The sequence below is a fragment of the Acinetobacter lactucae genome (assembly GCF_001605885.1).
Lineage (GTDB): Bacteria > Pseudomonadota > Gammaproteobacteria > Pseudomonadales > Moraxellaceae > Acinetobacter > Acinetobacter lactucae.
Window position 1 is genome coordinate 435,638 of sequence record NZ_LRPE01000039.1, and the last position, 16,420, is coordinate 452,057.

Consider the following 16,420-nt stretch of genomic DNA (forward strand, 5'->3'; position numbering starts at 1 on the left):
AAAACACAAAGTACTTCACAATAATTAAATTTAAAACCAGAGTGATCCTATGGAAATATCTAAGCTTGAAAAGAGATTAATCAATCATCCAGTCCATTTTGGTGAGAATCCTCTGGTCTTATTAACCAACTTTAGCAATTCTGCTTTAAAACAAGGCTGGAGTCAGGCAGAAGTTGAATCTGTTATTGCTCAAGCTTCTCAAGGCGACTATATGGCACTCATCCGCACTTTAAGAACTTATACATTTTTTTAATCTTATTTTTTTGATGATCTGCTCTACTATTGCGAATTCAATTTATAAAAAAATACATAAAGCTGTTATGAATAGACTAGATTTATCCTGAGCACTACCTTAACAATAAATAAAACAATAAATATAAGATATTTATTCAGTGAGGAGTAAACCTGATGGACCATGAAATAGAGGAAAAAAAGGTCGAGAAAACCTTAAGCTGGCGTGAAAAAATGGCAGTAGAAGAACATGAGAAACTGTCACCCCGTCTGGTTTATGAAATTATCCGCCGTGATGGTGCCGAAGAGCTGGATCGTCCAACAACTGCACTGATCTTTTCAGGGATTGCCGCGGGTTTAGTCATCAGTTTTTCATTTGTATTTAAAGCGATTATTGCTGCTTATCTCCCAGCTGATGCAGTCTGGACCGATTTAATCACTAATGTGGGTTATACCATTGGGTTTCTAATCGCTATTTTGAGTCACATGCAACTCTTTACCGAGAATACTATCACCACAGTTGTACCTTTATTCAAGCCCTTTACTCTCGATAAATTACGAGCAGTGGGTCGATTATGGGGGATTGTGATTCTATGCAACATCATTGGAACAGCTTTGGCGAGTTTATTTTTCCTCACTACTCATCTGTTTACTCCAGATATCGACAAAGCACTAGATGAACTCGCCCATCATGTGGGTTCCTTTTCCGCCACCCAGAATATGCTCAAAGGTATTATGTCAGGGCTGTTAATTGCAGCTTTGGTCTGGATGATGCCTTCAGTCAATAATAAATTCTTGCTCATCTTTTTCATGACGTATTTGATAGGACTGGGTGACTTTACCCATGTAGTGGTTGGTTCTACAGAAATGTCCTATCTGGTCTGGCAAGGAGAAGCTTCTATTGGCAAGTATCTATTTACTTTCCTGATCCCGACCACCATTGGCAATATTGTTGGTGGTACAGGCGTGTTTACTCTACTAATTTATGGTCAAGTGACTGAAGAACTAGAGCAGAAGCATCAATGAACTATTGTTCCTGCTGCCATCTGCGTTGCTGTAAGCGCTCGCCTTCAACCTCACGCTTATTTCTCGCAGACTCATAGAGTTTGGTTCCCTTTAACTCTGGCGGCAAATAATCTTGCAGTACAAAGTGCTCAGGGTAATCGTGAGGATAGAGATAATTAATCCCATAGCCTTGCTGTTTCATAAGCTTAGTCGGCGCGTTTCTCAAATGCAAAGGCACAGGTAAATTCGCCGTTTTTTCAGCAAGTTCTAGAGCCTTATTAATCGCTAAATAAGTACTATTACTTTTTGCACTCGTTGCCAAATAAACTGCTGTTTGACCGAGAATAATTCGAGCCTCAGGCATACCCACCGCTTGGACAGAGCGGAAGCATTCACCTGCAAGCAGTAGCGCATTTGGGTTAGAATTTCCGATATCTTCTGAGGCTGCAATCAGCATACGTCTTGCAATAAAAACCGGATCTTCTCCGCCTTTGAGCATACGTGCCATCCAATATAGAGTTGCATCTGGATCACTGCCTCGAATTGATTTAATAAAGGCGGAAACGAGGTCGTAATGCTGCTCACCAGATTTATCATAACGTGCAATATTTTGCTGAGCGACTTTCACCACTACCGCATTGGTAATCGTATTTTCAACTTCTGGTTCAAAGGTACTTGCAATCAAGTCCAGTAAATTAAGCGCTTTACGAGCATCGCCTGCTGCAAACTGAATGAGCGCATCATATTCTTCAATATGGATATAACGTTCTTTTAAAAATTTGTCGCTTTGAAGTGCATTATTAATAAGAGTCTGGATCGCCTCGCTGTCTAAACTATTTAAGGTGTAAACCTGACAGCGTGATAAAAGTGCACTATTCACCTCAAATGATGGGTTTTCAGTGGTCGCACCAATTAAAGTAATTTTGCCTTTTTCTACTGCGCCTAATAATGCATCTTGCTGTGATTTATTAAAACGATGAATTTCATCAATAAAAACTACAGGCGTCAGTAAATCACCACTTTCTGCAATTACTTCACGTAATTCTTTTACGCCCGTATTCAGCGCAGATAAGCTGACAAATGGACGGTCTATTGCCTGAGCCAAAAGTAAAGCAATCGTTGTTTTACCAACGCCTGGTGGTCCCCAAAAAATAATAGAAGGCAAATGACCCTGATCAATCATTTGACGTAAGGGCGCATGTTCACCTAATAAATGGTCTTGCCCAATAATTTCAGACAAGTCTCTTGGGCGCAGGCGTTCGGGAAGTGGAATATGGGTGTCTGACATCTCAAATGGCTTTATCGTCTTTTCACTATAGTCTATTGTGTCTCACAGAAATCTACAATTTGAATCTATGAGACACATCCTTTATTTACAGGCTGCTCGTAGTATTAAGAGGGTTTCTTACTGAGCTTCAGTAAACGCGCATTTGAGCCATCTTCAATGACCCAAATCGAACCATCTTGTGCTTCATGCAATCCACGAATACGTTTTTTCATATCTAATCGTTGCACTTCTTTCACAGGCTTTTGCTCTAAATCCACGACCACAATTGCTTCAGAAGATAACCCGCCAATTAATGCTTTATTTTGCCATCCAGGAAATTGTTGACCACGATAAATAATCATACTCGACGGAGAGATTACAGGAGTCCAGTCAATTTCAGGTGCTTTAAATTCTGGACGAGTGTGATGATCTGGAATAGGTTGGCCCGAATAATGGTCTCCATTTGAAACGATCGGATAACCATAATTTTCACCTTTGGTAATAATATTAAGCTCATCACCACCTTTAGGCCCCATCTCAACCACCCACAGCTGTCCTTGGCGGTCAAAGGCCATACCTAATGGGTTACGGTGACCCAGTGACCATATTTCAGCAGTGACCCCGCCTTGCTTATAAAAAGGGTTTCCTGCCGCAGCTGAACCATCCTCATTTAAACGCAAAATTTTACCCAAGTTACTTTTCATGTTTTGGGCAGGATCAAACTTTTGTCGCTCACCTGAACTGACCCATAGCTTCCCGTTTGCGCCAAAAAGCATGCGATGTCCATAATGGCCTTGTCCTGAGACTTTAGGTACTTGCTGCCAAATCTGCTTTATAGCGGTAAGTTTTGGCTGATTGGGGTTAGATAAATCTAATTTCGCACGCGAAATAACTGCTCCAGATCCACCTTGCCCTTTCGCAGCATAGCTGAGATAAACCCAGTGATTCTTCGCAAAGTCAGGGTGTAAAACGACGTCTCCTAAACCACCCTGTCCTCCATAATTCACTGCTGGAATACCTTGAACATCCAACATTTGCTTATTTTTAGGATTAAAAATTTTTAATTTACCTTGCCGTTCAGTCACCAATAAACGCTGATCAGGCAGACTGGTCACCGCCCAAGGTTCATTAAAATGTGCGACTGCTTGCACCTGATAAGTTTGTTTGACAGCAACAGACTGATCTGCTTTTGCAGTCGTATTTTGTTCAGGATTTTTTGAATTGGTATTATTAGACCCACAGGCCATTAACAAAAAAAAGCTACTACATAATAAGGGTGCTGCTAATCGTCTCATCATTTTTATCTCCTTTTGTTCTTATTGTTATATAACGGAGATGAGCAAAAAAATTACGATAAAAGTGTTACTTTATTATACGCTGTAATTAATACATCTATTTTTCAAGATTGAACTAACGCACCCATCGCACAATATAATCTTCAAGGTCATCTTCATGGACATCAACTTCAGACAAACAACGTCCTGCAACTGACTTTTTCGCCTTAACAACGCTTTGTCTCGAACCCGTATTTAAATAATGCCAAGAAGGTAAATTCTTGCCTTCATTCAAGCGCTTATAGGCACAGCTTGATGGCAACCAGTGGATCGTTTTTAAAGACTCTACAGTTAACTGCAAACAGTCAGGTACTTGCTGCTGACGATTTGAATAATCTGAACAACGCCCTGTACTGCAATCGAGTAACTTACACGCCACTTTGGTATATGCCACCTCATGGGTATCTTCATCTTCAAGCTTGACCAGACAGCATAAACCACAGCCATCACATAAAGCTTCCCACTCAATTTGAGTCAGTTGCTCTAGTGGATAGTTTTTCCAGAAGAGTGGTCGAAGTGAGGTCTCGGTAGACATAATCTTTTAACAGCTGATGAGATAAAACGATGTATCAGTATAGCATTGAAGTGGTCTGTACTAAAAAAGAAGCTGTATTTGTGGCATCACAAAACGATTGTTTAATATACATTTCAACCACATAAACGACACATTCGGCGTAAAAAACACACTATATAGTTAAATGACAATGAAAAATAAGGAGGACAACATTATGTTCCGTTGGGCGATAATTTTTGCAGTAATTGCACTCATTGCCAGTCTATTAGGGTTTGGTGGTGTTGCAGGGCTATCTAAAGATTTTGCCGTGATTTTATTAGTTGTGGCTGTAATTCTAGCTGTAATTGGGTTCATCTCGCGCGGCAGGACCTAATCTAATCATTAGCATATAAAAAGAAGGAACTGGTTTCCTTCTTTTTTTATTGTGCTGAAATATCTATCTTTTTCTTTTGATGTAGATTTTTACATAGTTATTTATTTTACTTCTTATTTTTTATGCTTTAATCAAGCGTGTTTAAACCAAGTTTAATTTCAGGATTAATGTCATGAGTACAGCAATTAAAACCCGTGAAATTCAATATACTGCACCAGACGGCAGCCATTTAATTGGTTACTTTGCGGCTCCAGAGAGTGAGAAACCTGTACCAGGTATCATTATTGGTCCTGAGTGGTGGGGCCGTAATGAATATACTGAGCAACGCGCACGTGAGCTTGCTGAACACGGGTATGCTGCTCTTGCTATTGACATGTATGGCGATAAAAAAGTCACCTCTACTGCAGCTCAAGCCTATGAATGGATGATGCAGACATTTGAAGAATTAGACACGGTTACTGATCGTGCCAACGCTGCGCTTCAAACGCTTGCTGCTCAACCAGAAGTGAATAGCGAAAAACTAGCTGCAATTGGCTTTTGCTATGGCGGTAAAGTTGTATTGGACCTTGCTCGCTCAGGTGCACCACTTAAAGCAGTTGTAACGTTCCATGCTACATTAGCACCAAAGGCACCTGCTCAAAAAGGCAACATTCAAGGTGAAGTTTTAGTTCTACATGGTGAACTAGACAGTATGGTCACCTTAGAAGATGTTGCTAATTTTGAAAAAGAGATGCAAGCTGCTGAGGTTAAACACGAAGTAGTGGTTTTAGAAGGTGCTAAACATGGCTTTAGTAACCCGCTTGCAGATGAAAAAGCTAAAGCAAACGGTGTAGATCTTGGCTACAACAGCGAAGCGGAAAAACAAGGCCTTGCTAAAATGTACGATGTGCTAGATCGTACTTTAAAATAAAAGAAGCAAATTTGGAGCAAATGACTTTTTCGCATTTGCTCCCTTAAATGTTTATGACTTTGCAATATTTTTACTGTATTTTTTAAACCATACTTCAATAACTATACTCCCGTTGAGCTAGAGCAAAGCCTAGTCTTATTTCCCGCACTCGGGGTTTAATGGAATAACATGAGAGGATACAACAATGACTGACAAGAAATGTCCGTATTGCGAATTTGATGAATATGACATCATTGATAAAAATGAATTTGCTGTAATTTTGCCTGATTCTAATCCGTTATCTAAAGGCCATTGTGTAGTAACACCACTGCGCCATGTTAGTTCTTTTTTTGACATTACTTCTAAAGAACACCAAGGCTTGCTTACACTTCTTGAAATTGCCCGTCATGAGACACAACTTCGTCATCAACCAGATGGCTTTCATATTGGCTTTAATGATGGTGAAGTTTTTGGACAAACTTCAGATCATTTCCACATTCATGTCATTCCTTATTATAAAAACCAGCCGTTGAAACTTGATCAACGTTGGGGTGTACAAAAGGATTAATCCTTTTATCTGATTGAAACAGAGATTGCTATTTTTCAAGGTCGTCTCTGTTTTAATACCCTCATTTTCATTGTCTGCTTTAAACAAAATTTCATCTAAATTTCAGCTATAATTTAGCCCTTACTTTTCTTCTATAGCTGTTCATGCCTGAATTTTCTTTTTCTGATGCCCTCTTAAACTGGTTCGATCAACATGGTCGTCATGATTTGCCTTGGCAAGTTGCCGATGATCCGTACAAAGTTTGGGTTTCTGAAATTATGCTACAGCAGACTCAGGTGAAAACAGTCTTGCAATATTTTGACCGCTTTATGGAACGCTTCCCAACAGTAGAAGCTTTAGGTCATGCAACTTGGGATGAAGTAGCCCCTTATTGGGCAGGTCTTGGCTATTACGCTCGTGCGCGCAATTTGCATAAAGCTGCAGGCCTTGTCACTCAGCAAGGTAAGTTCCCTGAAACACTAGAAGAATGGATTGCACTACCCGGTATTGGTCGCTCTACCGCAGGTGCACTCATGTCTTTGGGTTTACGTCAGTATGGCGTCATCATGGATGGCAATGTGAAACGTGTTTTAGCTCGTTTCTTTGCCATTGAGGATGATTTGAGCAAGCCACAGCACGAACGTGAAATGTGGAAACTGGCTGAAGCGCTTTGCCCGACACATCGTAATCATGACTACACTCAAGCGATTATGGATCTCGGCGCAACCATTTGTACGCCTAAAAAACCGCTGTGTTTATATTGCCCAATGCAAGCTCATTGTCAGGCTTATCAGCAAGGTTTAGAACAAGAATTACCTTTTAAGAAACCGAAAAAGACCCCGCCTGTTAAAACAGCAGATGTTCTTATTATTCAGTGTGAAAATGAATGGTTTTGGCAACAGCGCCAAGCTCATGGCCTATGGGGCGGTTTATTCTGTTTACCTATTTTAGAAAATGAACATGACCGACTGAGCTTAAGCCAGCAATTTAAACTACAATCTCAAACACAAACCTTTCAAATTAGTCATAGTTTTACTCACTTCACATGGTTACTTAATGCTCACACGTTCCACGTGGAACCCGATCAAAAAGAACATCTAGCCATTGAACTCGAAGGCCAATGGTTAAGTCCGGAACAGGCTATTGCCAAAGGTGTTCCAACCGCTATGAAAAAATTGATCTCGACAAGCCGTTCGTGACATAGTGAACAAAATAATTTTGATATGACTGTGACAGGGAGTATTTCGTGCGACGTTTTGTTTCTCATTTCTCACTTGGTTTTCTGATTATTCTATTGGCTGCCTGTGCGAGTACACCTAAAAAACCTGCCCCGCTTCCACCCGCTCAAGTCATCAAACTCAAAAGTATGCAGCTTCCAAATCGACTGCCCGTGCCAGTAAAGGGTATCAATCGAGATGAGTTAAAAGACACATGGGGAGCTGCTCGTAGTCAGGGGCGCAGTCACGAAGGAATTGATATTTTGGCTCCACGTGGAACCAAAGTGTACAGTGCAACAGAAGGACTCGTTGCCGATCTTCGTAATAACAATTTGGGTGGCAAAGTGATCTGGATTTTAGGCCCAGCAGGAACATGGCATTATTATGCTCATCTTGATGGTCACAAACGTGGCTTAAATGTGGGTGACTATGTCAAAAAGGGTGACCTCATTGGCTATGTCGGCAATACCGGCAATGCACGTTATACTTCACCTCATCTTCATTATGGTCTTTACCTAAATGGTAAAGGACGTGGTGCTGTTAATCCTTATTCATATTTACGCTAGGAACATTTTATGTCGGAAGCGCTGATCAATCGCTTAGTAGAGTTTGCCGAGTCTGGTAACCAGCAAAAGATCATTTTAAATGGCAATAGCTATCAAGGCTGGATCATGGAAATCAGCGATGATGCCCTACTGATCAGTACCGGTTTTTCAGATAAAGTTGGCAAAGACTTTTGGCTAAAGTTTGAAGACTTAACTCAAGCTGAACTGTATTATTGGGATACTCGCCCAAACGAGTGGGTGTTATTTAAACTTTAAAATTCTAAGATAAATATAAGGAGCATCATCATGAAAACTCAACGCTGCGGATGGTGTTCCGATGATCCACTCTATATTGCCTATCATGATGAAGAATGGGGTAAACCTGAACACGACGAAGCCCGACTATTTGAAATGCTCTGCCTAGAAGGTCAGCAAGCAGGCTTATCGTGGATTACCGTACTGAAAAAAAGAGAAAGCTACCGTCAGCACTTTTTTAATCACCCGATTGCAGAAATTGCTTCATTTACGGATGATTTTTTAGAACTAAAATTATCCGATGCAGGTTTAATTCGTCACTTGGGTAAACTTAAAGCCATTCGTGATAATGCAATTGCTTGGCAAGCACTTAAAGCCCAAGTCGGCGATGTTCCTACATGGCTTTGGCAGTTTGTAAATGCAGCTCCTCAACACAATGATGTTGTAGATTATCGCAAGGCCCCTGCTCAAACCGAGCTAAGCATAAAACTTTCCAAAACACTTAAAAAGAATGGTTTCAAATTTGTTGGACCAACCACCTGCTATGCTTTTATGCAGGCAGTAGGCATGGTCAATGACCATGAAAACGATTGTCAATTTAAAGCTTCATAACCCACCAGAACGGTTTAAAGCCGCTTAAGGAGTTCCGATGAGCAATAATACGATTCAGGCTTATGCAGCAATGCAAGCAGGTGAAAAACTGGTTCCCTACCAATTTGACGCAGGTGAATTACAACCGCATCAGGTTGAGGTAAAAGTTGAATATTGTGGTTTATGTCATTCTGATATTTCTGTTTTGAACAATGAATGGCGGTCAACCGTGTACCCTGTGGTTGCAGGCCATGAAATTATTGGACGAATTGTTGCTTTGGGCTCAGAAGCCAAAGGTCTAAAAATTGGACAGCGTGTTGGTATTGGTTGGACAGCTGAAAGTTGCCAAGCCTGTGATGAATGTATTGGCGGTCAGCAAGTACTTTGTACAGGCGAAAATGTTGCGACAATCGTGGGACATGCTGGTGGCTTTGCCGATAAGGTCCGTGCAGGCTGGCAATGGGCCATTCCCCTCCCTGACGATTTAGACGCTGAAAGTGCAGGTCCCCTACTTTGTGGCGGAATTACCGTTTTTGACCCATTACTCAAACACAAAATTCAGGCAACACATCATGTGGGTGTAATTGGTATTGGTGGTTTAGGTCATATCGCCATTAAGCTACTTAAAGCTTGGGGCTGTGAAATCACTGCTTTTAGTTCTAACCCAGATAAAACAGACGAACTCAAAGCAATGGGAGCTGACCATGTAGTGAATAGCCGCGATACAGAGGCGGTAAAAGCTCAAAAAGGGAAATTTGATTTATTGCTGAGTACTGTAAATGTGACCCTAAATTGGCGTGCTTTCATTTCTACGCTAGCACCAAACGGTTCTTTGCACTTCTTAGGACTCACGCTAGAACCAGTTCCTGTCTCTGTCGGCTCTCTCATTGATGGTGCCAAGTCCGTAACAGGCTCACCTACGGGCTCACCTGCTGCACTACGTCAGCTTTTAAAGTTTGCTGCACGCAAAAAAATTGCACCTCAAATTGAGCTATTTCCAATGTCACAACTTAATGAAGCAATTGAACGTCTACACTCAGGTCAAGCACGCTACCGCATTGTGCTTAAAGCAGACTTTGCAGAATAAGACTAACTCGCTGTTTTAATCTGTTGTCGTGACCAATCCGCCAAGTCTTTAATTGCTTGGCGGACATCTGCTGTTAACTCATGACCCGCATTTAAACGAATAAAATGCCGATAGCGTTCATCCTCACCAAAAACGTGACCAGGAACTACGGTAATTCCGTGAGATTTTGCAGTGTAATAGAGCGCCAAACTATCTACAGTTTTAGGTAACTGCATCCATAAGGCATAACCCCCTTCTGGTTGGCTCAGTGCAATTGGAATACCTTCAAAGGCATTTAAAATACAACTACGATACTCCTCGACTTGGCGCATTAAATTTGGTCGTAGTTGCTCTAAATGCTCTCGATAACCACGACTATAAATAAAATCAGCTAGGCCTAGTTGTAGCGGTGTATTGACCCCAATATTACTAGCCAACAGCTCAAGCCTTAAATGCTGTAGCTTCGCACTTAAACAGAACCACCCTACCCGATACGCACTCGACAAAGATTTAGATACCGACCCACACCAAATCACATAACCTTCGCGGTCCCAATAGCGTATAGGTAATGGTCGCTCACCGCTGTAGCCACACTCTCCATAAATGTCATCTTCGATAATAAAGCACTGATACTTTGCTGCTAATTCGGCAATCTTTTGTTTTTCTGCATTACTTAAACAATATCCTAAAGGGTTTTGATAGTTGGCTGTCATTAAGCAAACTTTAGCTAAACCTTGCTTCATAAATGATTCTAAGCGCTCAAGATCGATACCACGATGATGTGCTGGAATTTCAATAATCTGCCGTTTTAAACTTGCTATAAGCTGTAGTTGTCCATTAAAAGTAGGCGTCGGGATTAAAATACTATCGCCGACTTCTGTTAGATGCTGAATCACCAAAGACAAGGCTGGCATACAACCGTTAGTAATAAAAATATCTTCTGCTGCGATAAAAATCCCGTCTTCACGCCAATGATCAGATAACGCTTTTCTTAATTGCTCATGCCCTTGTTTATTACAATAAAGAAAGTCTTGAGGCTGACAATTTTTTAAAGCCCGTTGAATAGAACGACGTAAACCTTCCACAGGAATAAAATGAGGGGTTAACTGAATAGAGCCTAATGGTACAAGGTGGCTTTGTAAGGCAGCTTCCTGAATTTGATTATGCAATTCCAGGTTTGAAACTTGTCGAGGTAAAGACAAGAAATCTGGACTTTCAGGAATGGGGCCAGATTGTGCACGAGCAACCACAAAATAACCTGACTTCGGCTTTACATAAATAAGCCCCCTCGCCTCAAGTAACTCATAACAACTTTTTGCTGTACTTAAACTAATGCTGTGCTGACGAGCAAAATCTCGTAAAGAAATAAGTTTCTGATGAGGTTTAAGCTCATTTTGATAAATACGATGTGCTAATTGATTGGCAAGAACCTGATATTGGAAAGTCATTCTGTGCTGCTTTTTTAAAAATTTCTGTATCTGTACTGGTTTATAGAACACCTTTAGGCTATAGAAATCAACTCAGAAAGTAGCAAAGTCATGAAATTAAAAGCTATATTGTTATTTACTATTGTTTTAGCTGGTTGCCAACAACAACCAAAAGATGAGCAGTACAGACATACTGTTTGCCAAAGTCTCATAGAAGGCTATTTAAAAATGACAAATCAACAAGACTATAAAATGGAGCAACGCACTGATGAAAAGACCAGTACGATTTCTCATTATCAATATAAACGGAATAGCTCAAATGAAGTTGTAATGGTGAACTCCGTTTATTCGACTTTGTATTTTAGCTGCCGAGAACAGCAAAAAAGCTATTTTCTGTCTCAACATTCATCAGAAGGACAAACGACTCCACTTTTAGAAGTTCATTTTCCAACTGACAGTTACACTACTTTTAGAGAGCGTTTTTAAAACCGTCTTTTAACTGTTCTGCCAAAAATTCAATGAATAAACGAATTCGTTTTGGTAGATGCTCTTGTTGATAATACACAGCATGGATGCTTTGATATTGATGTTCAATTTGGTCTTCAAATAAGGCAATCAATCGCCCTTCTTCAATATCTTTCCAAATTTCAAATTCAGATAGTCGTGCGATACCATGTCCTCTAATCGTGAGTTGGCGTACTGTCTCACCACTAGAAGCTTTAATTTTTGATTGCGCAAAAAAATACTTATCGCCAACTTTAATCGGCCAGCTATTGATATAAGTAGGTCTGGTAAAGCCGATCAAATCATGTTGTTCGAGTTGTTCAGGTTGCGTCGGTGTTCCCTTAATCGCTAAATAGTCAGGACTTGCAACGATAAATAAGCGACTTTTACACACTAATTTGGCATGCAGACTCGAGTCATTAAGTTCCCCAAATCGAAATGCCACATCGGTTTTATGCTGCAAGAGATCAATCACCTGATCATTACTATTTAACTCAATTTCAATATCAGGATAACACTCATGGAACTTATGCATTAATGGCGCAATTACGTGTAAAACAAACGGCGTTGCCGAATCAATGCGAATGAGCCCTGCGGTGCCCTGATCCGATTTTTGTAGTTCTTCTTCGGCAGCATTCAGCTCATTTAAAATTTTACGGGCCTTTACCAGAAACTGCTGACCTTCTTGCGTGAGTTTCAGTTTACGCGTAGTCCGCTCTAGCAAAGTCACATCTAACTTCGCCTCCAAGCGTGTTAAAGATCGACTAACCCCTGAAGGTGTTTGTTTTAAATGCTCTGCCGCTGCAACAAAAGAGCCTGTATCAACAATGGTGATAAAGGCAACGAGTTCTTCAATTGTTGATTTCATGGCTTATTCTATTATTGACTAATGATCAAAGATATTTTGCTTATTCATCTATTTTTTCGCAACAATAAAAAAAGCAAAATGCACCTCAAGTTAAACAATTATTTAAATTCAGGTGAACACATGAATATCCCTCGTTTTGGTCTAGGAACTTTCCGCCTTAAAGAACAAGCGGTGATTGATTCTGTTAAAAATGCTTTAGATGTAGGTTACCGTGCAATTGATACGGCTCAAATTTATGACAATGAAGCAGCGATTGGTCAAGCCATTGCCGAAAGCGGTGTATCACGTCAGGACTTATTTTTAACCACAAAAATCTGGGTAGATAATTTTGCTCAAGATAAGTTTATTCCTAGCTTAAAAGAGAGCCTAGAAAAGCTTCGTACTGACCATGTTGACCTCACTTTGATTCATTGGCCAGCACCGGATTTAGGCGTTTCGATTCCTGAAGTTATGAAGCTTTTACTTGAAGCAAAACAACAAGGCTTAACCAAACAAATTGGTATTTCAAATTTCAATATTGAGCTTACCCAACAAGCAATTGACACAATAGGTGTAGAACATATTGCAACGAATCAGATTGAATTAAGTCCTTATCTTCAAAACCATAAGCTTGTAAATTTCTTACAAGAGAAGAATATTGATGTCACTTCATATATGACGCTTGCGTACGGCAAAGTGCTTCAAGACCCTGTTCTAGCTGAAATTGCAGCAGCACATAAAGCAACGACAGCGCAAATTGCACTAGCGTGGGCATTGCAACGTGGTTTTGCAGTCATTCCTTCTTCGACTAAACGTGAAAACCTGATGAGCAACTTAAAAGCACAGGATATCGAGTTAACTTCAGCTGAAATGCAAATGATTGCCGAACTTGATCGTAACAGTCGTGAAGTTAGCCCAGAGCCATGGGCACCAGTTTGGGACTAAACTCATGAACACTCAATCAAATACGGCGTTTTCGTTATTGGCATTGGCAATAGGTGCCTTTGCCATTGGCACCACGGAATTCTCTCCAATGGGATTGCTTCCAAATATCGCTCATGATTTAGGGATTTCAATTCCAACAGCCGGAATGTTAATTACAGGCTATGCACTTGGCGTCATGCTAGGTGCTCCGTTCATGACCCTATGGTTTGGTGGTTTTGCACGACGTAATGCGCTTATTTTCCTCATGGCGATCTTTACGGTAGGTAACCTAATCGCAGCATTTTCACCAAGCTATATGAGCTTATTAGGTGCGCGTCTCATCACAAGCCTGAATCATGGTGCTTTTTTCGGGATTGGCTCTGTTGTGGCAGCAAGTATTGTGCCCGCACATAAACAAGCTAGCGCTGTAGCCACCATGTTTATGGGCTTAACTATTGCCAATATTGGGGGTGTGCCTTTGGCAACATGGGTTGGGCAAAACATTGGCTGGCGTATGTCTTTCCTTGCGATTTCCTTGCTTGGTGTGATTACTATGCTCGCTTTATGGAAAGCGCTGCCATCAGGTATGGTTGCCCAAAAGCCAAATGTGAAAGCCGAGTTGAAGGTATTAACGCGTACTCCTGTGGTCCTTGCGCTACTTACTACAGTGCTCGGTGCAGGTGCAATGTTTACGCTCTACACCTATATTGCGCCAAGTTTGACTGAGTTTACCCATGCTTCACCGACCTTCATTACGTTTATGTTGGTATTGATTGGTGTCGGTTTCTCGATTGGTAACCATTTAGGTGGACGTTTTGCAGATTTGTCCATTAACAAAACTCTGATTGGTTTCTTGGTTCTTTTAATTGTCATGATGGTGACTTTCCCCATCCTTGCGCAAAGCCAGATTGGAGCAGCCATTGCCTTAGTGATCTGGGGTGCAGCAACCTTTGCGTTAGTACCACCTTTGCAAATGCGTGTAATGTCAGTCGCTCATGAAGCACCAGGACTTGCCTCTTCAGTAAATATCGGTGCGTTTAACTTAGGTAACGCAGTAGGAGCAGCAGCAGGTGCGTTAGTACTCGATTTAGGTTGGGGTTATAGTGCAGTATCATTTGCTGGCGCATTACTGGCTGGTTTAGGTTTGTTATTGGTTTTATTTCAAATCAAACGCGAAAGTAGTCCTGCCCAAGCGTTGCAGCAGTGTTCAGATTAATAAAAAAAGCGCCTGAATCAGGCGCTTTTTTTAAGCTATTTATTTTAAAATTTCTGGTAATTTCGGGTGTTCATAAATCGGGCTAGTCACTTCCCGCTTCATTTTAAGCAACATCTGATAAGGCTGCTGTTGAACAAACATATTTACAAAACTTAATGGAATGGCACCAGCAGGATCTGCATAACCACTAGTGGTTACTTTCACCTTATTATTTGCAAGTTTCTGGAATGTCCAATCCCCTTCATAGCGTGTTAAGCGCACTACATCAGGTTGTATCGGATAATTTCCGCTAATTGCAGTATTTTTAATTGTCACAATACCATTTGCGGCCTTGCTCATTTTTCCTTTTACAACGACATCACGATCTTTTAAAGGAAAAGGAAAGTCCAACACCATATACAGTGTGAACTCACCTTTTTTCTCATCTTGAGACAACATCTCAACCTTGCCCATATAAGGCACCCACTGATCAGCACGATTTACATCTAAAATCACAGCGACAGCGCGCTCAAGTGGCACATCAAATGTTGTTTCCGCTTTATATTGAAAGACTGGATTATCGGTTTTTTGATAGGTCCAGACTTTAATATTATTGCGGTCTAAGCTGAGTTTAGCTTTTTCTGTAGAAGCAGCCCCCGTCCAGAGGCTGCTTAAGCAAAGAAGAGTGGTCAAGGCAATTTGTTTTTTATTCATGTTCTGCTCTATCTTGTTTTTCTCGCTACACATGGAATACGTACAGGGTTTTATACCTGTACGTCGTTCAATCCTAAAACATCTTTCATGTCATATTTACGCGCTTCACGGCCCACAACCCATGCAGCAGCTCGTACTGCACCAGCAGCAAAGTTCATACGGTTAGTGGCTTTATGAGTCACTTCAACACGCTCACCTTCACCAATAAACATGACAGTGTGTTCGCCAACGATGTCACCACCACGAATGGTTTCAAAGCCAATCGTTTGACGGTCACGTGGGCCTGTATGCCCTTCACGGCCATACACAGCAACTTCTTTTAAGTTACGACCTAAAGTATCTGCAATTGCTTCGCCCATCATTAATGCTGTACCTGACGGTGCATCTACTTTATGACGGTGGTGAGCTTCGATGACTTCAATATCTACTGTATCGCCAAATACTTTTGCTGCAAGCTCAAGTAACTTGATCGATACATTTACGCCCACAGAATAATTTGCAGCGTAAACCACAGGGGTATGAGTGGCAGCTTCGTCTAACTCAGCTTTTTGCTCATCTGACATACCTGTTGTACCAATAACCATAGCAACCCCAGCTTCACGGCAAAGCTTCAAATGCTGAGCAGTCGCAACTGGTGCTGTAAAATCAATTATTACATCGCAGTCTTTCAAAACATCTGACAAGTTTCCAGAGACCTTCACACCCACTGAACCAATACCAGCAAGCTCACCTGCATCCGTGCCCACCAAACTACTTTCCGGACGCTCTACTGCAGCAGCTAATTGATAGCCTGCCTGTTGAACTGCTTGAATAAGCGTACGGCCCATACGACCGCCTGCACCTAAAATACCAATGCGTGGAGCTGCTGACATAATCCTTCTCAATCTTCTGTTTTACGTAATTTGTCTACTATATCAAAACTCTTTGCTCATCTTAAAAAGTAAAAATTATTTTTTGAGTTAGGACGAAATTTAA

20 protein-coding genes are annotated in these 16,420 nt (G+C 41.0%); 13 read left to right on the forward strand and 7 right to left on the reverse strand.

Annotated elements, in window-relative coordinates:
• Nucleotides 1-49: 49 nt before the first annotated feature.
• Both AWW73_RS18050 and AWW73_RS18055 read left to right on the forward strand, forming a co-directional pair.
• Nucleotides 50-253, forward strand: a complete 204-nt coding sequence (locus AWW73_RS18050; protein ID WP_016143866.1) for a hypothetical protein — start codon at nt 50-52, stop codon at nt 251-253.
• A gap of 155 nt (nt 254-408) precedes the next feature.
• Nucleotides 409-1,257 (forward strand): formate/nitrite transporter family protein, encoded by an 849-nt coding sequence (locus AWW73_RS18055; protein WP_016143867.1) that lies wholly within the window; start codon nt 409-411, stop codon nt 1,255-1,257.
• Nucleotide 1,258: 1 nt separating this feature from the next.
• Here the strand turns inward: AWW73_RS18055 and AWW73_RS18060 are convergent, their stop codons facing one another.
• The 3 genes from AWW73_RS18060 to AWW73_RS18070 form a co-directional block, all read right to left on the reverse strand.
• Complete coding sequence (locus AWW73_RS18060) at nt 1,259-2,524, reverse strand: replication-associated recombination protein A (protein WP_016143868.1); 1,266 nt, start codon at nt 2,522-2,524, stop codon at nt 1,259-1,261.
• 104 nt (nt 2,525-2,628) lie between these two features.
• A complete protein-coding gene (locus AWW73_RS18065; protein ID WP_062850339.1) occupies nt 2,629-3,801 on the reverse strand; it encodes a PQQ-dependent sugar dehydrogenase in 1,173 nt (390 codons plus the stop codon).
• 112 nt (nt 3,802-3,913) lie between these two features.
• Nucleotides 3,914-4,372 (reverse strand): YcgN family cysteine cluster protein, encoded by a 459-nt coding sequence (locus tag AWW73_RS18070; protein ID WP_057105731.1) that lies wholly within the window; start codon nt 4,370-4,372, stop codon nt 3,914-3,916.
• A gap of 193 nt (nt 4,373-4,565) precedes the next feature.
• Here AWW73_RS18070 and AWW73_RS18245 point away from each other — a divergent pair, with 193 nt between their 5' ends.
• The 8 genes from AWW73_RS18245 to ahr all read left to right on the forward strand — a co-directional run bounded on the left by AWW73_RS18245 (nt 4,566) and on the right by ahr (nt 9,855).
• Complete coding sequence (locus tag AWW73_RS18245) at nt 4,566-4,724, forward strand: DUF1328 domain-containing protein (protein WP_002053759.1); 159 nt, start codon at nt 4,566-4,568, stop codon at nt 4,722-4,724.
• A 172-nt stretch (nt 4,725-4,896) separates the two neighbouring features.
• Nucleotides 4,897-5,634 carry a dienelactone hydrolase family protein gene (locus AWW73_RS18075; RefSeq protein ID WP_031949686.1) on the forward strand — a complete coding sequence of 246 codons (738 nt, stop codon included), beginning with the start codon at nt 4,897-4,899 and terminating at the stop codon, nt 5,632-5,634.
• Between the two features lie 184 nt (nt 5,635-5,818).
• Complete coding sequence (locus AWW73_RS18080; RefSeq protein ID WP_005066600.1) at nt 5,819-6,181, forward strand: HIT family protein; 363 nt, start codon at nt 5,819-5,821, stop codon at nt 6,179-6,181.
• A 143-nt stretch (nt 6,182-6,324) separates the two neighbouring features.
• Entirely contained in the window at nt 6,325-7,359 is a 1,035-nt protein-coding gene (gene mutY / locus AWW73_RS18085) for an A/G-specific adenine glycosylase (RefSeq protein ID WP_062850340.1), read from the forward strand.
• Between the two features lie 47 nt (nt 7,360-7,406).
• A complete protein-coding gene (locus AWW73_RS18090; RefSeq protein WP_061874171.1) occupies nt 7,407-7,943 on the forward strand; it encodes a M23 family metallopeptidase in 537 nt (178 codons plus the stop codon).
• A gap of 9 nt (nt 7,944-7,952) precedes the next feature.
• Nucleotides 7,953-8,198, forward strand: a complete 246-nt coding sequence (locus AWW73_RS18095) for a hypothetical protein (protein WP_001287364.1) — start codon at nt 7,953-7,955, stop codon at nt 8,196-8,198.
• 30 nt (nt 8,199-8,228) lie between these two features.
• Nucleotides 8,229-8,789, forward strand: a complete 561-nt coding sequence (locus AWW73_RS18100; RefSeq protein ID WP_062850341.1) for a DNA-3-methyladenine glycosylase I — start codon at nt 8,229-8,231, stop codon at nt 8,787-8,789.
• Between the two features lie 37 nt (nt 8,790-8,826).
• Nucleotides 8,827-9,855, forward strand: a complete 1,029-nt coding sequence (gene ahr, locus AWW73_RS18105; protein WP_062850342.1) for an NADPH-dependent aldehyde reductase Ahr — start codon at nt 8,827-8,829, stop codon at nt 9,853-9,855.
• A 2-nt stretch (nt 9,856-9,857) separates the two neighbouring features.
• On the opposite strand, the gene AWW73_RS18110 is transcribed toward ahr, so the two are convergent.
• A complete protein-coding gene (locus AWW73_RS18110; RefSeq protein ID WP_062850343.1) occupies nt 9,858-11,282 on the reverse strand; it encodes an aminotransferase-like domain-containing protein in 1,425 nt (474 codons plus the stop codon).
• 90 nt (nt 11,283-11,372) lie between these two features.
• On the opposite strand from AWW73_RS18110, the gene AWW73_RS18115 reads away from it, so the two are divergent.
• Nucleotides 11,373-11,747: a hypothetical protein gene (locus AWW73_RS18115; RefSeq protein WP_062850344.1), complete on the forward strand. Its 375-nt coding sequence runs from the start codon at nt 11,373-11,375 to the stop codon at nt 11,745-11,747.
• Here the strand turns inward: AWW73_RS18115 and AWW73_RS18120 are convergent.
• Nucleotides 11,731-12,633 (reverse strand): LysR family transcriptional regulator, encoded by a 903-nt coding sequence (locus AWW73_RS18120; RefSeq protein WP_062850345.1) that lies wholly within the window; start codon nt 12,631-12,633, stop codon nt 11,731-11,733. The genes AWW73_RS18115 and AWW73_RS18120 overlap by 17 nt on opposite strands.
• 120 nt (nt 12,634-12,753) lie before the next feature.
• Between AWW73_RS18120 and dkgB the strand changes: the two genes are divergently transcribed.
• Nucleotides 12,754-13,557 carry a 2,5-didehydrogluconate reductase DkgB gene (gene dkgB / locus AWW73_RS18125; RefSeq protein WP_061874195.1) on the forward strand — a complete coding sequence of 268 codons (804 nt, stop codon included), beginning with the start codon at nt 12,754-12,756 and terminating at the stop codon, nt 13,555-13,557.
• A gap of 4 nt (nt 13,558-13,561) precedes the next feature.
• Nucleotides 13,562-14,752 (forward strand): MFS transporter, encoded by a 1,191-nt coding sequence (locus AWW73_RS18130; protein WP_062850346.1) that lies wholly within the window; start codon nt 13,562-13,564, stop codon nt 14,750-14,752.
• Nucleotides 14,753-14,791: 39 nt separating this feature from the next.
• Here the strand turns inward: AWW73_RS18130 and AWW73_RS18135 are convergent, their stop codons facing one another.
• Nucleotides 14,792-15,445, reverse strand: a complete 654-nt coding sequence (locus tag AWW73_RS18135; RefSeq protein ID WP_062850347.1) for an START domain-containing protein — start codon at nt 15,443-15,445, stop codon at nt 14,792-14,794.
• A gap of 50 nt (nt 15,446-15,495) precedes the next feature.
• Nucleotides 15,496-16,317, reverse strand: coding sequence for a 4-hydroxy-tetrahydrodipicolinate reductase (gene dapB / locus AWW73_RS18140; RefSeq protein WP_016143882.1), 822 nt, complete (start codon nt 16,315-16,317; stop codon nt 15,496-15,498).
• Between the last annotated feature and the right edge of the window lie 103 nt (nt 16,318-16,420).

Excerpts from the sequence above, each read along its gene's own strand:
- AWW73_RS18070 (WP_057105731.1), bottom strand. The coding sequence starts at position 4,372 with ATGTCTACCGAGACCTCACTTCGACCACTCTTCTGGAAAAACTATCCA.
- ahr (WP_062850342.1), top strand. The coding sequence starts at position 8,827 with ATGAGCAATAATACGATTCAGGCTTATGCAGCAATGCAAGCAGGTGAA.
- AWW73_RS18100 (WP_062850341.1), top strand. The coding sequence starts at position 8,229 with ATGAAAACTCAACGCTGCGGATGGTGTTCCGATGATCCACTCTATATT.
- mutY (WP_062850340.1), top strand. The coding sequence starts at position 6,325 with ATGCCTGAATTTTCTTTTTCTGATGCCCTCTTAAACTGGTTCGATCAA.
- AWW73_RS18115 (WP_062850344.1), top strand. The coding sequence starts at position 11,373 with ATGAAATTAAAAGCTATATTGTTATTTACTATTGTTTTAGCTGGTTGC.
- AWW73_RS18060 (WP_016143868.1), bottom strand. The coding sequence starts at position 2,524 with ATGTCAGACACCCATATTCCACTTCCCGAACGCCTGCGCCCAAGAGAC.
- AWW73_RS18110 (WP_062850343.1), bottom strand. The coding sequence starts at position 11,282 with ATGACTTTCCAATATCAGGTTCTTGCCAATCAATTAGCACATCGTATT.
- AWW73_RS18135 (WP_062850347.1), bottom strand. The coding sequence starts at position 15,445 with ATGAATAAAAAACAAATTGCCTTGACCACTCTTCTTTGCTTAAGCAGC.
- AWW73_RS18055 (WP_016143867.1), top strand. The coding sequence starts at position 409 with ATGGACCATGAAATAGAGGAAAAAAAGGTCGAGAAAACCTTAAGCTGG.
- AWW73_RS18130 (WP_062850346.1), top strand. The coding sequence starts at position 13,562 with ATGAACACTCAATCAAATACGGCGTTTTCGTTATTGGCATTGGCAATA.
- dkgB (WP_061874195.1), top strand. The coding sequence starts at position 12,754 with ATGAATATCCCTCGTTTTGGTCTAGGAACTTTCCGCCTTAAAGAACAA.
- AWW73_RS18245 (WP_002053759.1), top strand. The coding sequence starts at position 4,566 with ATGTTCCGTTGGGCGATAATTTTTGCAGTAATTGCACTCATTGCCAGT.
- AWW73_RS18095 (WP_001287364.1), top strand. The coding sequence starts at position 7,953 with ATGTCGGAAGCGCTGATCAATCGCTTAGTAGAGTTTGCCGAGTCTGGT.
- AWW73_RS18120 (WP_062850345.1), bottom strand. The coding sequence starts at position 12,633 with ATGAAATCAACAATTGAAGAACTCGTTGCCTTTATCACCATTGTTGAT.
- AWW73_RS18080 (WP_005066600.1), top strand. The coding sequence starts at position 5,819 with ATGACTGACAAGAAATGTCCGTATTGCGAATTTGATGAATATGACATC.
- AWW73_RS18075 (WP_031949686.1), top strand. The coding sequence starts at position 4,897 with ATGAGTACAGCAATTAAAACCCGTGAAATTCAATATACTGCACCAGAC.
- AWW73_RS18050 (WP_016143866.1), top strand. The coding sequence starts at position 50 with ATGGAAATATCTAAGCTTGAAAAGAGATTAATCAATCATCCAGTCCAT.
- AWW73_RS18065 (WP_062850339.1), bottom strand. The coding sequence starts at position 3,801 with ATGATGAGACGATTAGCAGCACCCTTATTATGTAGTAGCTTTTTTTTG.
- dapB (WP_016143882.1), bottom strand. The coding sequence starts at position 16,317 with ATGTCAGCAGCTCCACGCATTGGTATTTTAGGTGCAGGCGGTCGTATG.